Genomic DNA, 12,801 nt, shown 5'->3' with positions numbered 1-12,801 from the left:
GGACACGGGTCCCGACCGTTCAGGCGACCTGCGCGGCTCCCGTGGCGCGCGCCATGTCGCGCCCGGCGTCGCCGGCCAGCTCGTGGGCGCGGGCGCGCACCTGGTCGGCCAGGGGGCGCAGCTCGGCCATCGCCGGCACGGTCTCGGCGAGGGTCAGCTCGGCCTCGACGAGGGTGACGTCGCCGCCCCACACGTCGGCGAGGATGCGCACGATCCAGCCGGTGGCGTGGTCCCACCCGGCGCGCGGGGTGCCCTCGCCGTAGCCGCCACCGCGGGCGATGACGAGCGTGACCGGCTTGCCGGCGAGCGGTGACGTCCCGGGGGCGAAGCGCGGGTCGGTGATCAGCAGGTCGATCCACATCTTGAGCTGCTGGGAGACCCCGAAGTTGTAGAGCGGGGTCGCGACGACGAGCGCGTCCGCCTCCTCGACCTCGTCGGCGAGGCGGGCGGCGAGGTCGACGGCCGTGCGCTGCTCGGCGGTGCGCTGGTCGTCGGGCGTGAAGCCCGCGAGCGCGGCGGTGGGCCAGGCGTCGGCGGGGACCGGGTCGGTGCGCAGATCGCGGCGCACGACGGTGCCGTCGGGGTGCTGCTCGAGGTAGGCCCGCTCGAGCGTGTCGGCCACCTCGCGGCTCACCGAGCCCTCGGTGCGGATGCTGCTGTCGAGACGGAACAGGGTCACGGGGTCCTCCGTGCGGGAGCGATTCGAGCTGTCCCGAAGATGTTCTGTTGTGCAGACGTTCTTGTCAACAGAACTGCTCGGCACCCGCTAGTCTGTGGGCATGACCACTCCGCGCGTGGCGGCCGATCTGGGCTGGGCCCTGGGTCGGGTGGCGCGCGCCCACCTGCGCACCACCCAGGAGGTGGTGTCCGGCCTCCCCGGCGGGCCGCGGGGCTACCAGGTGCTCGCCGGGCTGGCGGAGGGCCCCCCGCGGACGCAGCTGGCGCTGGCGCGCACGCTCGGCGTCGACCGGACGGTCATGACCTACCTGCTCGACGAGCTGGAGGGCGCCGGTCTCGTCGCCCGCCGTCCCGATCCCGCCGACCGGCGCGCGCGGCAGGTCCTGCTGACCGAGGACGGCGGGGCGCGGCTGTGCGACCTGGAGCGCCGGCTGCGCGGCGCCGAGGACGAGCTCCTCGCGCCGCTCGAACCCGGTGAGCGCGACCAGCTGCGCTCGCTCCTGCAGCGCCTCGCGGTCGAGGGCGACGGCGCCAGCGCCTGCCAGGTCGCCGCCGACATCCAGGCCATGCAGGGCGACGGGAGCTGCTGAGGCCCCGGGGCCGCGCTCAGAGGGCCGCGGGCACGGCGATCCCCGCGACGGACTCGGCCAGCGCGTCGGGTCGGTCCAGCATCGAGAACGTCCGGGCGCCCTGCAGGACGCGCACGTCCGCGCGGGGCAGCGCGTCGGCGAGTCGGTGGGCGTCGTTGAGCGGGAAGAAGGCGTCGTCGGCCGACCAGACGACCAGCGCCGGGCACCGGACCTCCCCGAGCCGCGCCGCGACGTCCAGCGAGGTCTGTCGGTGCAGCGAGGTGGTCAGGAGGCGCAGGTCCTCGGCGATGCCGGGGTCGTCGAGCACCGGGCGGACCCACTCGGCCGCGAGGGGCTCGACGTCCGCATGCGCGAGGCCGCCGTAGGCCCGGTGGCGGACGACCCGGAGCTCGAGGGGCTTCACCGCGGCCCGCCAGGCGCGGGGGTCGCGCGAGGCCAGGACGAACGGGCGCAGGATCGGCGGCGGGAAGTGCTCGAACGCGTCGCAGCTGGTCAGCACGAGGGCGCCGAGCCGCTCGCCGTGGTGGACGGCGACGAGCTGGGACACGAGGCCGCCGGTGTCGTTGCCGACCAGCACGACGTCGGTGAGGTCGAGCGCGTCGAGGAACGCGCCGACGGTGGCGGCGACGCCGTGCAGCGTCGCGTCGGCGCCCGGGCGCAGCGCGGTGCGGTGGGCACCGAGCGGCCAGGTCGGGGCGAGGCAGCGCAGGCCTCGGGCCGCGAGGCGCTCGGCGAGCCCGCGCCAGAGGGACCCGCCCATCGCGTAGCCGTGGACGAACACCACCGGGCGTCCGGTGTCGGGGCCGAAGGCCTCGTAGTGGAGGGTCGTGTGGTCGAGCTCGACGGTGGGCATGGCGTCCTCCCGAAGTTACGTGCAGGCTGTACGCAAACTTACCGACAGGATGTACGGAAGTGAAGAGGCGGACGCAGGAGGAGCGGTCCACGGCGACCCGCGAGGCCCTCCGGGTCGCGGCGCGGCGGCTGTGGGCCCAGCGCGGCTACGCCGACGTCGGGACCCCCGAGATCGCCGCCGAGGCCGGGGTGACGCGCGGCGCGATGTACCACCAGTTCGCCGACAAGACCGCCCTGTTCGTCGCCGTGCTCGAGGACGTCGAGCAGCGCGTGATGGACGAGCTCCGGCAGGCCGTCGTCGCCGCCGGGGCCACGACGCCGGCGGCGGCGCTGCGGGCGGCGCTGGACGCCTGGCTGACGATCTGCGTCGACCCCGAGGTCCGGCGCCTGGTACTGCTCGACGCGCCGAGCGTGCTGGGCTGGTCGCGCTTCCGCGAGCTGACCCAGGACTACAGCCTCGGCATGACCGAGCAGCTCCTGGGCGCCGCCGTCGCCGCGGGGCAGCTCGCCGACCAGCCCCTGCGCCCGCTCGCGCACATCCTCATCGGCGCGCTCGACGAGGGCGCCATGGTGATCGCGGACGCCGACGACGAGCAGGCTGCGCGCGCCGAGGTCCGCGAGGTCCTGCTGCGGCTGCTCGACGGGCTCCTCGTCGACCCGTGAGTGTCAGCGGAGTGGCTCCGCAGACGTTCAGTGTCCGTATCTCCACTCCGTCGCCCGCCCCGGTCGACCTGTCGGGCCGGTGGGGCATCATCGGGGCGTGAGCGTCTGGGACCAGGTCGTCGGCCAGCCCGCCGCGGTGGCGGAGCTCCGGGCCGCGGCCGAGCGCGGCGCCCGGGTCCGTTTCTCCGACGAGCTCGACGACGGCACGTCCGGCCGCGGCGCCGGGATGACGCACTCCTGGCTGTTCACCGGCCCGCCCGGCTCCGGGCGCTCGGTCGCCGCGCGAGCGTTCGCGGCGGCGCTGGAGTGCCCGGACCAGGGCTGCGGCGAGTGCACCGCCTGCCGCACGGTGATGGCCGGCACCCACGCCGACGTGCGCGAGATCGTCCCCGAGGGCCTGTCGATCAGCGTCAAGGAGGTCCGGACCACCATCGACGTCGCGGCGCGCCGCCCCACCACGGCGCGCTGGCAGATCGTCATCGTCGAGGACGCGGACCGGCTCACCGAGCAGGCCTCCAACGCGCTGCTCAAGTCGGTGGAGGAGCCCGCGGAGCGCACGGTGTTCCTGCTGTGCTGCCCATCGGAGCACCCCGACGACATCTCGGTCACCATCCGCTCGCGCTGTCGCGCGGTCCGCCTGCGCACGCCGGCCCCGGAGGCCATCGCCGCCGTGCTCGTCGAGCGCGACGGCATCCCCGAGGCCGAGGCGACATGGGCGGCGTCGGTGTGCGGCGGGCACATCGGCCGGGCGCGCCGCCTGGCGCGCGTCCCCGAGGCCCGCGAGGAGCGCGACGCCGTCCTCGCCCTGCCCCGCGCGCTGCGCTCGCCCGCCGACGCCTTCGCGGCCTCGGACGCCATGGTGGGCGCTGCGGAGGCCGAGGCGGCCGCCCTGGCCGCGTCCCGCGACGAGGCCGAGCGCGAGGAGCTCGCGACCTCCATGGGTGCCGGCGGCACGGGCAAGGGCACGGCCCAGGCGCAGCGCTCGGCCCGGGCCGCGGAGAAGGACCTCGAGAAGAAGCAGCGGTCCCGCCTGACGCGCACCAAGCGCGACGCGCTCGACCGCGCCCTCGTCGAGCTGGCGGGCTACTACCGCGACGTCCTCGTGCGTGGCGTCGGTGCCTCGGTCACCTCGACCCACCCCGACCGCGCCACCGAGATCGGCAACGCCGCCCGCGACAACACCCCCGAGTCGTCCCTGCGCCGGCTCGAGGCGATCCTGGCCTGCCGCGAGGCCCTCGCGGCGAACGTGAAGCCGGAGATCGCGATCGACGCGCTCGTCACCTCGCTGCGGGCGGGCTGACGGCGAGCCGCTCCCGCAGCCCCGCGGCCATGCCCGCGATCGTTACGGCGTCGAACGCGTCGCCGACGGTCTCGGCCAGGCGCACGTGGCGCACCGGGCCGAGACGCAGACGTAGGTGGACGCGCGTGCCGCCGGTGACCGGCCGGAGCGTGATCGACCAGGACACGTCGGTCCGGCCGCGCCGCGACCGGTACACGAGGGTGTGCGGCGGGTCGATCTCGTCGACGACGAACGTCTCGTCGCGCCCCCCGTAGTCCGGGATCACGTTGCCGACGGCGAGGTGCTGCCACCGGTCGACGACCCGGACGGCGGCGCGGCGCCGGCGCGGCACGAACCGCTCGACGCGGGCGGGCAGGTACCAGCCCGCTCGGCGCTTGCCGAGCTGCACGATCCACGGCCACACGGCGGCGGGCTCGTCGGCGAGGGTGAACGCGCGGTCCATGACGACGTCCGCCGGCGCGACGAGCTCGTCGCCGGGGCGGGGCTCGTCCTGCTCGGTGGCAGTGGCGGCGACGGCGTCGAAGAGGCCCACCGGGTCATCCTCCCCGAGGCGACCGGCCGAAGGGCAGTGCTACCTTGTCGCCATGCCGGAATTCCGGAAAGACGTCGTGGCTGCGACGGCCCTCGCTCTCGCGCTGCTCCTGCCCGCCGCCTGCTCGTCCGGCGAGCCCGGCGAGTCCGGCGGGACGGGCACGGCGGCCGTCCCGGCGGCGAGCGTGCCCCCGAACCCGCCGCGGCCGGCGGACTGCGCGCCCCCGCCCGCCACCGACCCGACGTCGGCGGATGGCTGGCTCGGCATCCTGGCCGCGACGCCCCAGGACGTCGGCCTGGTGGCGGACGACGGGCGTGGCGCGGTCGTCTCGCACGCGCCGGACGCGCAGATGCCCGTCGCGTCGGCGGCCAAGATCGTGCACGTCGCGGCGTACGGCCGGGCGGTCGCCGAGGGCCGCCTCCGGCCCGACGAGCAGGTCCGCATCGCCGACTGGGAGAACTGGTACCTCCCCTCCGACGGCGGCGCGCACGCGAGCGCGCTCGACCTCCTCGGCATCCCGCGCAACGGCGTCGTCGGCGCGGTCGACCCGAACCGCACGGTGACGCTGCAGCAGATGGTGATCGCGATCGTGCAGGCCAGCGACAACGCGGCCACCGACTACCTGCGTGACCGCCTCGGCGACCAGGCCCTGCTCGACGCGGCCGCGGCCGGCGGGTGGCAGGGCTTCGACGTGCCCTCGGAGCTCGGCGCGCAGCTGGCCCTCGTTCGTCCCCAGGAGGCGCCGCCGCTGACCGCGCCGCGCTCCGTCCGCGGTCCCGCCGAGCACGCGATGGCGCAGCGCTTCGCGTCCGACCCGGCCTACCGCGAGGACTCCCGGCAGCGCCTCGTGACGCTGGCGCAGGACGTCGAGGCCTACGTGCTCGAGAGCGAGCGCTGGGCGGAAGCGACCTCGACGGGGTCCGCGGCGCAGCTCGCGGGGATGTGGCGCGCGGTGATCAGCGGGTCGTTCGGCCCGGGGGCCGACGTCGCACGGGGTGAGCTCGAGGTGCTCGGGCCGCGTCCCGACGGGCAGGTCCGGGCGTTCAAGGGCGGTTCGTTCCCGGGCGTCGGCACGGTGGCGGTCAGCGTGCGGCGCCCCGACGGCACGATCGGCGTCGGGGTGCTGCTGGGCCGCGGGTTCGCGCCGACGATCGACGCGAACGAGGTCCTGGTGGCGCAACTGCGGCTGCTCACCGAGGCGACCGAGGACCCGGCTGCCCGTGCTCGCGTGCTCTGCGTGGCATGACCACGCCCGACGCCGACGCGCGCCTCGACGCCCTCGAGGCGCGCGTCGCCGCGCTCGAACGGGACGCGGCGCCCGAGCCCGCCGCGCCGCGCGGCGAGGCCGGCGAGATCGGCTACCACGGGACGACGCGCCTGGTCCCGGGCAGCGGGCCGATCACCTGGACGATCGGCTACGACGCCGGCGCGGCGCTCGACCTGCCCGCGGGCCCGGTGGCCGAGGTGCTCGCGGCCCTCGGCCACACCGTGCGCCTGGCGCTCGTCCGTCGCCTGCTGGTCGGGCCGGCGGGGACGGGCGAGCTGGTCGAGGCGGCCGAGCTCTCCTCGACCGGCCAGCTCTACCACCACCTGCGCACCCTGACCGCGGCGCGCATCGTCGAGCAGGACGGCCGGACCTACCGCATCCCGCCGACCGGCGTGGTCCCCGTGCTCGTCGCGGTGGTCGCCGCGGCCGACCTGGCCGGTGCCCTGCGCTGAGCGTGTCCAAGCCTGGGACTTGGACGCTGACGTTCATCGTCAGGAAATCCCCCCGCTCGCCTTCTTCCGGGCGCGGTAGGCAGCAACGTTGGCACGGTTGCCGCAGAGGTCAGGCATGCAGTAGCGCCGCCGCCCCGGCCGGCTCGTGTCGATGAAGACGCCCGAGCAGGTGTCCGACGCGCAGTCGCGGAACCGCTCCGGCCCCAGCGTGCGGAGCGCCCCCAGCACGCCCACGCCGCCGAGGAGGGCGAGCCGGTCGGTCAGGTCCGCGTCCGCCCGCGGCCGCGCGATCCACTGCAGGCGCCCGCGCTCGTCGGGCTCGAGCCCGATCGCGCCGACGCCGCGCGCGACGAGCGCGGAGGCACCGCGCTCGATGGCGTCGGGGTCGCGGCTGTCGAGCACGGCCCGGAGGCGGTCGCGGAGGTCGTGCACGGGGGCGAGGTCCCGGTCCTCGGCGCCGTCGATGCCGTGGTCGGCGAGGAACGCGACCAGCGAGGCGGTGTGCGCGAGCTGGTCCTCGCCGTGCCAGACACCGGGCGCGGTGTTCACCAGCTCCGTCGCGAACCCGGCTGTCGCCACGTAATCGTCAAAGACGGCTTGCATCCCTTACTAACACCTCCTACAGTAATGGGTACAAGGACACTTTAACCCTGTGGAGGAGAGTCCGTGACGACCGACCTCGCGACCTGGGCGCTCCGCGACCGCGTGGCTCTCCCGACCGGCACGATCGCCGTCGACGTCCTCGGCGCCGACCGCCCCGGCGTCCCCGTGGTCCTCACCCACGGCACGCCCTCGTGGTCCTACCTGTGGCGCCACGTCGCCCCGGCGCTCGCCGTCGACCGCCCCGTCCACCTCTGGGACCTGCCGACGTACGGCGACTCGACCGGCGACCGGCCGTCGATCGACGGCCACGCCCGCACGCTCGCGGCGCTGATCGACCACTGGGGTCTCGACGCCCCCGTGCTCGTCGGCCACGACATCGGGGCGGCCACCACCCTGCGCGCGCACCTCGTCCACGGCGCCCCGGCCCGCGCGCTCGTCCTCGTCGACGCCGCCGTGCTCTCGCCCTGGGTGACGGGTGCGACGCAGCACGTCCGGGCGCACCTCGACACCTATCGCGAGACGCCGAACCACCTCTTCGCGGCGATGATCACGGCGCACGTGCGGACCACCGTCGCCGGCACCCTCGACGCCGCCGCCGAGCGTGCCTATCTCGACCGCTACGCCGGCCCGGAGGGTCAGCAGCGCTACCTCGATCAGGTCGCCGGGTTCACCGAGGAGCACACGCGCGACGTCGTCGCCCGCCTCGGTGAGATCACGGTGCCGACCGAGGTGGTCTGGGGCGAGGAGGACGCCTGGATCCCGCTCGCCGCCGGTGTCGCACTGCGCAACGCGTTGCCAGGAGCGCAACTACGCGTCGTCCCCGGCGCCGGGCACTTCCTTCCCGAGGAGGCGTCCGACACCTTGATCGATCATCTCCGCAGGTTCCTGCCCTGACGTGCGCGACATCACAGGACACCGATTTCCGCGCCATGCGTCTATTGATGTGTACAGCAACAGCGTCGCCGGACCCGGTCCGAGACGCACGATCTTGGAGCTCACGATGACCACCCGCGCCGCCGGTCGCACCCCGGCAGCGACTGCCCTGTCCGTCCCCTCCCCCCGAGAGACCCCCGACGCCGCACGCGTCCTCGTCGTGGCCGCCCGCCCCGACGAGACCGGTCTCGCCGCCGCGCAGGTCTATGCCGACCGCGTCGGAGGCGACGCCACGCACGCCGGCGCGACGGGACTCGACGCCGCCGTGCGCGAGGCGTCGAAGGTGGTCGTTCTCGATCCCGGTGCGATGCGCGCGCGGATGACCCGCGACCGCGCCTTCACGGCCACGGCCGACCCGGCCTCGCGCCGTCACCTGCTCAGCCAGCTGGCGCCGTACCAGGACCGCGTGAGCTGGCTCAGCCGCCCGGCGTAATCACAGCCGGCGGTTCGCGAGCACCGGCAGGGTGGCGCGGACGTCGGGGATCTGCTCGGGGTCGACGTCGACCACGAGCAGCCCCGGCTCCGCGCCGAGCTCGTCGATCGTGACGCCGAACGGCGACGCGGCCAGGCTGTGCCCGACGCCCCGCGGGGCTCCGCCCGGGTCGATGCCGCGGCTCGTGGGGTCGGCCTGGTCGGCGGCGAGCACGAACGTCGTCGCGTCGAGCGCCCGGGCCCGGACCATCAGTTGCCACTGCTCGACCTTGCCCGGCCCGGCCCCCCAGCTCGCCGGCAGGAGCGTCACGGTCGCGCCCTGGTCGGCGAGGGCGCGGAAGAGCTCCGGGTAGCGGATGTCGTAGCAGGTCGCGAGCCCGAGCGTCGTCCCGTCGACGGTGACCGTGGTCGGCTTCGAGCCCGGCGCGACGGTGTCGGACTCGCGGAAGCCGAACGCGTCGTAGAGGTGGATCTTGTCGTAGGCCGTGTCGACGCCGCGGCCCGTGACGAGCAGCGTGTTGGTGATCCGGCCGTCCCCGGACGGGGTGAACATCCCGGCGACGACGAGGACGCCGTGCCGTTCCGCGATCCGTCGCACCTCGCTTGCCCACGGGCCGTCCAGCGGCTCGGCGACGGGCTTCAGCGACACCCCGAACCGGCACATCGTGGCCTCGGGGAACACCACGACCGTCGCGCCCTGCTGCGCGGCGAGGGCGGCGTGGTCGGCGACGATCTCCAGGTTCGCCGACGGGTCGTCGGTCGCGAGGATTTGTGCCAGGGCGACGCGCATGACCCGTGTATACCTTCTCCGATGGACGCGACGGCCTACCTGGCGCGGATCGGTGGCGCCGCCGACGACTCGCTCGAGGCGCTGATGGCGCGCCATCTCGAGACCGTGCCGTTCGAGAACCTGTCGGTACACCAGCGCGACCACGTGCCCCTCGAGGACCCGGCGCTGGTGGAGAAGATCGTCGACCGGCGCCGCGGCGGCTTCTGCTACGAGCTCAACGGCGCGTTCGCGTGGCTGCTCGGCGAGCTCGGGTGGGAGGTCACGCGCTGCTCGGCGCGGGTCGCGACCGGCGACGGATTCTCGTTCCCCGGCGACCACATGGCGCTCATCGTCCGGCGTGACGGCCGACAGATCCTCGTCGACGTGGGGTTCGGACGCTTCGCCGTCGGCCCCCTCGACCTCGACTCCGGCGAGGAGCAGCCAGACCGGGCGGGCGTCTTCACCGTCCGCGGGGCGCCCGACGGCGAGCTCGACGTCCTCTGGGACGGCAAGGCGCAGTACCGCCTCGACCCGCGGGAACGCTCGCTGGCCGACTTCGTGCCGCTGGCCTGGTGGCACCGGACGTCGCCGACCTCGCCCTTCGGTCAGGGGCTGCTCGCGTCGCGCCTCACGCCGACCAGCCGCGTGACGCTGTCGGGCAGCCAGTTCATCGAGACGCCCGACGACGGCGAGCGCACCGAGCGGGAGCTGTCGGTCGACGAGCAGCTCGCGACCTACCGGGAGACGTTCGGCATCGCCCTCGACGCCGTCCCGCCGGTGCTGCACCCGGCGGACTGACCGTCAGCGGGCGGTGCGCACCCGCCCCAGCAGCCCATACATCTCGCAGCCGAGGCAGAAGCCGAACGCCGCGTTGAGGAACGCGGCCGCGAGGGCCATCGCGGTGGCGACGACGCCGAGCACCGTGGCGCCGCTCAGGTAGCCGATCGCGGCGACGAGTGTGAAGACGAGACCGACGGCCTGGGAGAAGCGCACCGGCGCGGCGTCCTCACGCTCGCTCGGCGGCCCGAGTCGCGGGGCGAGCAGTGCGCGGTAGAGCGCGCCGTAGGGGGAGTACCGCATGCCGGCGGCGACCGGGATCGCGAACACCACGGCCTGCAGCGCCGCCAGCACCCCGCTACCGGTGAGCAGGACGACCGCGAGGACGACGGTGGTGACGGCGGCGGCGAAGCGGACGCCGCGAGGGTCGAGCTGCTCGGTCAACGGCACTCCTCGAGGGGCAGGGCGGCGACGAGATCGGTGCGCCGTGGGACGCCGCCGACCCGCAGGAGCTCGGTGCCGTCGCGGTCGAAGGCGACGGTGGTCGGGGTGCGCAGGACGTGCAGGGCCTTCGCGACGTGGGGCCGGTCGGCGACGTCGATCTCGACGTGACGGACGCCCGGGTGCTCGGCGGCCAGGGACTCGAGCTGCTCGCGGGTCCGGGCGCAGGGCGTGCAGATCGGCGACGAGAGCTGCAGGAGCAGGACGCGGTCGGCGGGCTCGGGGGCGACGTCGGCGAGCTGCCAGCCGCCTTCGGCGCTCCGGCCGCCCCGGACCGTGCCGTTGCGGCGCTGCAGCATCAGCCCGACGACGGTCGCGACGACGAGGACGCCGACGAGCACGGCCAGGTTGATCCCCACCCCAGCCGCAACCGCGCCGACGTGCGCCGTTGTTCCCGGGTAGAACGGCGCACGTGGCTTGGTCGGTGGCTCTCGCGGTGGCGGCGACCTTCGTGTGGCTCGGGATGGTGCTGGCGATCTCGTTCCTCGAGGCGCCCCTGAAGTTCCGGGCGCCCGGGGTCACGACGGTGATCGGGCTCGGTATCGGTCGGCTGGTGTTCCGGGCGTTGAACGTCGCCGAGCTCGTGCTCGCGGTGCTCGTCGTGGTGGGCGTGGTCCTGGGTGACGGGCCGATGCTGGTGGTCGGTGTCCTCCTCGTGCTGCTGGTCGTGCAGCTCGTCGTCGTGCGCCCGGTGCTGAATCGACGCTCGAGCCGCGTCCTGGCCGGCGAGGACCCACCTCGCTCCCGTGCGCACCTGGCCTACATCGGCCTCGAGGTGACCAAGGTCGCGGCGCTCGTCGTGCTCGGCGTCCAGCTCCTTGCCGGGGTGTAGACCCGCCCGACCATCTCGCCGGTGCCCTGTCCTAGACTTCGAGCTGCTGCCGCCTTAGCTCAGATGGCCAGAGCAACGCACTCGTAATGCGTAGGTCTCGGGTTCGAATCCCGAAGGCGGCTCCACAGGTCAGGGCCCCGCCACGCGGCGGGCGGGCCTTTCCCGCTACTCGTTGTCGCCGTGAACGCTCGGCGGCCTTCCGGGACTCCAGACCCGCTGGACGTCAGAGGGCCGCGTACAGCGCCACGACGACATCTCCGAACCAGGAGGCGGCGAACGCCCGGACCGTGGGGGACAGGTCGGACAGGGGCAGTCCCAGAGCGAGACCCACGACGATGGGCGGGATCCACGCCACCGCTGCGGCGACGATCGCGCGGGTCCAGGCGTTCTCCCGGAGTCGGTTGGCCAGCACGAAACCGCCCGCGAGCACCGCGTAGAGGGTGAGAGGGATGGCCAGGATGTAGAGCACTGCCGCGACGTTCGCCCATCCGGAAGAGGCGCCGCCGATCGTCGCGGAGAGCAGGCTCAAGACGTCGGTACGGATGGCGAGGACAGCCGACGCCAGGAGCACCACCGCCGGCGAGAGCGCCAAGAACGGGCGCAGGACGGAATGGACGAGTCCGACGAGTCGCTCGCGGGCCTCACGAGCCTTGCGCGCTCGGGCGGCGGCAGCCTCCTCGGCCGCCCGGCGCTCGCGCTGCTGCCGCACCACGGCCAGGGTCGTGATCTTGGATCGAGGCGGGGCGCTCGCGAGGGGGAAGCGATCGTGCGGGTTCTTCAGCGTGGTCGATGCTGATCCACGCAGCGTGCCGTCGGGGTGCAGGCCGACCTGCTGACGGGGATAGTCCTGCTCCCAGGACACCCCTTCCGACTCCGGCCCGTACAGGTAGATGTAGGCGGCCGCGATGTCGGCGTGCGTGACCCGGTCGGTGCGATGCGTCTTCCCGTCGAGGATCACGGTGGAATCGCCGTCGAGGAAGCGGGCGAGGTCCTTCATGCCGGGCGTCGGCAGCGCCTCGTAGGCAGCCTTCGCTCGAGCCTCCTCCTCCTTCTTCACCCGCCTCGCCTCGCGGTCGAGCGCGGCGTCGCACGCCATGCAGACCCAGCCCCGGGGCCCGGTGCGCCAGGTGCAGCACCGGTCGTCGTCGTTGCAGATGTCGCGCTCGCAGCGCGCGCACCGGCCGACCGCCCGCATCCCGCACGCGCAGTACGTCGCCGGCCCACCGCCCTCGATCACGGCGTCCATCAGCTCCTGGCGCTTGCGGCGCACCCGCTCCTCGCGCTCACGCTCGGCCTCGATGCGTGCCACCGCTTCGTGGTCGGTCATCCTCGTGTCGCAGGAGAAGACGACGGGATAGCCGTAGTGGTCGATCCCGACCTGGTACAGCCCACGACACACGTAGGTCGTCTCGTCGATGTAGTCGCGCTTCGCCCTGGCGTCCCGGCAGTCGCACGTGCTCACGAGCCCCCCGATCGTCCCCGCCGCCGAACGGCGGCGACGGTCCTCGGCTCCGGCATCGACGGCGCTTCTCGTCGCGTTACGGCCACGACCGCCGCCTGCACTCGGGGCCTGCGACGCCGTCGGCTACCTGCCGAGCCGGAGGAAGGGTTCGGTGGCTC

Annotated in this window: 17 protein-coding genes and 1 tRNA gene; 10 read left to right on the top strand and 8 right to left on the bottom strand. The window is 74.3% G+C overall.

The annotated features are described in order from the left end of the window. Positions 1-19: 19 nt before the first annotated feature. Complete coding sequence (locus WCD41_RS08305; RefSeq protein WP_337712937.1) at positions 20-679, bottom strand: FMN-dependent NADH-azoreductase; 660 nt, start codon at positions 677-679, stop codon at positions 20-22. Between the two features lie 100 nt (positions 680-779). On the opposite strand from WCD41_RS08305, the gene WCD41_RS08300 reads away from it, so the two are divergent. Then, the gene (locus tag WCD41_RS08300) at positions 780-1,268 is read left to right on the top strand and encodes a MarR family winged helix-turn-helix transcriptional regulator (RefSeq protein ID WP_337712936.1); all 489 of its coding nucleotides are present in this window, start codon (positions 780-782) and stop codon (positions 1,266-1,268) included. A gap of 16 nt (positions 1,269-1,284) precedes the next feature. Here the strand turns inward: WCD41_RS08300 and WCD41_RS08295 are convergent, their stop codons facing one another. Then, a complete protein-coding gene (locus WCD41_RS08295) occupies positions 1,285-2,121 on the bottom strand; it encodes an alpha/beta fold hydrolase (protein WP_337712935.1) in 837 nt (278 codons plus the stop codon). Between the two features lie 59 nt (positions 2,122-2,180). Between WCD41_RS08295 and WCD41_RS08290 the strand changes: the two genes are divergently transcribed. Both WCD41_RS08290 and WCD41_RS08285 read left to right on the top strand, forming a co-directional pair. Continuing rightward, complete coding sequence (locus WCD41_RS08290) at positions 2,181-2,783, top strand: TetR/AcrR family transcriptional regulator (protein WP_337712934.1); 603 nt, start codon at positions 2,181-2,183, stop codon at positions 2,781-2,783. A 97-nt stretch (positions 2,784-2,880) separates the two neighbouring features. Continuing rightward, positions 2,881-4,083: a DNA polymerase III subunit delta' gene (locus tag WCD41_RS08285; protein ID WP_337712933.1), complete on the top strand. Its 1,203-nt coding sequence runs from the start codon at positions 2,881-2,883 to the stop codon at positions 4,081-4,083. On the opposite strand, the gene WCD41_RS08280 is transcribed toward WCD41_RS08285, so the two are convergent. Then, complete coding sequence (locus WCD41_RS08280; RefSeq protein WP_337712932.1) at positions 4,061-4,615, bottom strand: SRPBCC family protein; 555 nt, start codon at positions 4,613-4,615, stop codon at positions 4,061-4,063. The two genes, WCD41_RS08285 and WCD41_RS08280, sit on opposite strands and share 23 nt — an antisense overlap. A 76-nt stretch (positions 4,616-4,691) precedes the next feature. On the opposite strand from WCD41_RS08280, the gene WCD41_RS08275 reads away from it, so the two are divergent. Both WCD41_RS08275 and WCD41_RS08270 read left to right on the top strand, forming a co-directional pair. After that, complete coding sequence (locus WCD41_RS08275; protein WP_337712931.1) at positions 4,692-5,861, top strand: serine hydrolase; 1,170 nt, start codon at positions 4,692-4,694, stop codon at positions 5,859-5,861. Beyond that, on the top strand, positions 5,858-6,334 hold the full coding sequence (locus tag WCD41_RS08270; RefSeq protein ID WP_337712930.1) for an ArsR/SmtB family transcription factor: 477 nt from the start codon (positions 5,858-5,860) through the stop codon (positions 6,332-6,334). The genes WCD41_RS08275 and WCD41_RS08270 overlap by 4 nt, the downstream gene beginning before the upstream one ends. Before the next feature lie 39 nt (positions 6,335-6,373). On the opposite strand, the gene WCD41_RS08265 is transcribed toward WCD41_RS08270, so the two are convergent. Further along, positions 6,374-6,913, bottom strand: coding sequence for a CGNR zinc finger domain-containing protein (locus WCD41_RS08265; protein WP_337712929.1), 540 nt, complete (start codon positions 6,911-6,913; stop codon positions 6,374-6,376). 87 nt (positions 6,914-7,000) lie between these two features. Between WCD41_RS08265 and WCD41_RS08260 the strand changes: the two genes are divergently transcribed. Both WCD41_RS08260 and WCD41_RS08255 read left to right on the top strand, forming a co-directional pair. After that, a complete protein-coding gene (locus WCD41_RS08260; protein WP_337712928.1) occupies positions 7,001-7,831 on the top strand; it encodes an alpha/beta fold hydrolase in 831 nt (276 codons plus the stop codon). A 106-nt stretch (positions 7,832-7,937) separates the two neighbouring features. Beyond that, positions 7,938-8,303, top strand: a complete 366-nt coding sequence (locus tag WCD41_RS08255; protein ID WP_337712927.1) for a hypothetical protein — start codon at positions 7,938-7,940, stop codon at positions 8,301-8,303. Here the strand turns inward: WCD41_RS08255 and WCD41_RS08250 are convergent, their stop codons facing one another. Then, positions 8,304-9,092, bottom strand: coding sequence for a carbon-nitrogen hydrolase family protein (locus WCD41_RS08250; protein WP_337712926.1), 789 nt, complete (start codon positions 9,090-9,092; stop codon positions 8,304-8,306). It abuts the gene before it with no gap. A 21-nt stretch (positions 9,093-9,113) separates the two neighbouring features. On the opposite strand from WCD41_RS08250, the gene WCD41_RS08245 reads away from it, so the two are divergent. Then, entirely contained in the window at positions 9,114-9,869 is a 756-nt protein-coding gene (locus WCD41_RS08245) for an arylamine N-acetyltransferase family protein (protein WP_337712925.1), read from the top strand. 3 nt (positions 9,870-9,872) lie between these two features. Here the strand turns inward: WCD41_RS08245 and WCD41_RS08240 are convergent, their stop codons facing one another. Then, positions 9,873-10,298: a DUF4395 domain-containing protein gene (locus WCD41_RS08240; protein WP_373695085.1), complete on the bottom strand. Its 426-nt coding sequence runs from the start codon at positions 10,296-10,298 to the stop codon at positions 9,873-9,875. Then, positions 10,289-10,708, bottom strand: coding sequence for a TlpA family protein disulfide reductase (locus WCD41_RS08235; protein ID WP_337712923.1), 420 nt, complete (start codon positions 10,706-10,708; stop codon positions 10,289-10,291). The genes WCD41_RS08240 and WCD41_RS08235 overlap by 10 nt, the downstream gene beginning before the upstream one ends. Before the next feature lie 104 nt (positions 10,709-10,812). On the opposite strand from WCD41_RS08235, the gene WCD41_RS08230 reads away from it, so the two are divergent. Further along, positions 10,813-11,181 (top strand): hypothetical protein, encoded by a 369-nt coding sequence (locus tag WCD41_RS08230; protein ID WP_373695108.1) that lies wholly within the window; start codon positions 10,813-10,815, stop codon positions 11,179-11,181. Positions 11,182-11,229: 48 nt separating this feature from the next. Continuing rightward, positions 11,230-11,306: transfer RNA gene (locus WCD41_RS08225), tRNA-Thr, on the top strand. Between the two features lie 98 nt (positions 11,307-11,404). On the opposite strand, the gene WCD41_RS08220 is transcribed toward WCD41_RS08225, so the two are convergent. Then, positions 11,405-12,643 carry a hypothetical protein gene (locus tag WCD41_RS08220; protein ID WP_337712921.1) on the bottom strand — a complete coding sequence of 413 codons (1,239 nt, stop codon included), beginning with the start codon at positions 12,641-12,643 and terminating at the stop codon, positions 11,405-11,407. Between the last annotated feature and the right edge of the window lie 158 nt (positions 12,644-12,801).

The sequence above is a fragment of the Actinomycetospora aeridis genome, assembly GCF_037400275.1.
Taxonomy (GTDB): domain Bacteria; phylum Actinomycetota; class Actinomycetes; order Mycobacteriales; family Pseudonocardiaceae; genus Actinomycetospora; species Actinomycetospora aeridis.
Note: the sequence above shows the minus strand (reverse complement) of the source record. Positions and strands in the feature narration are given on the sequence as shown.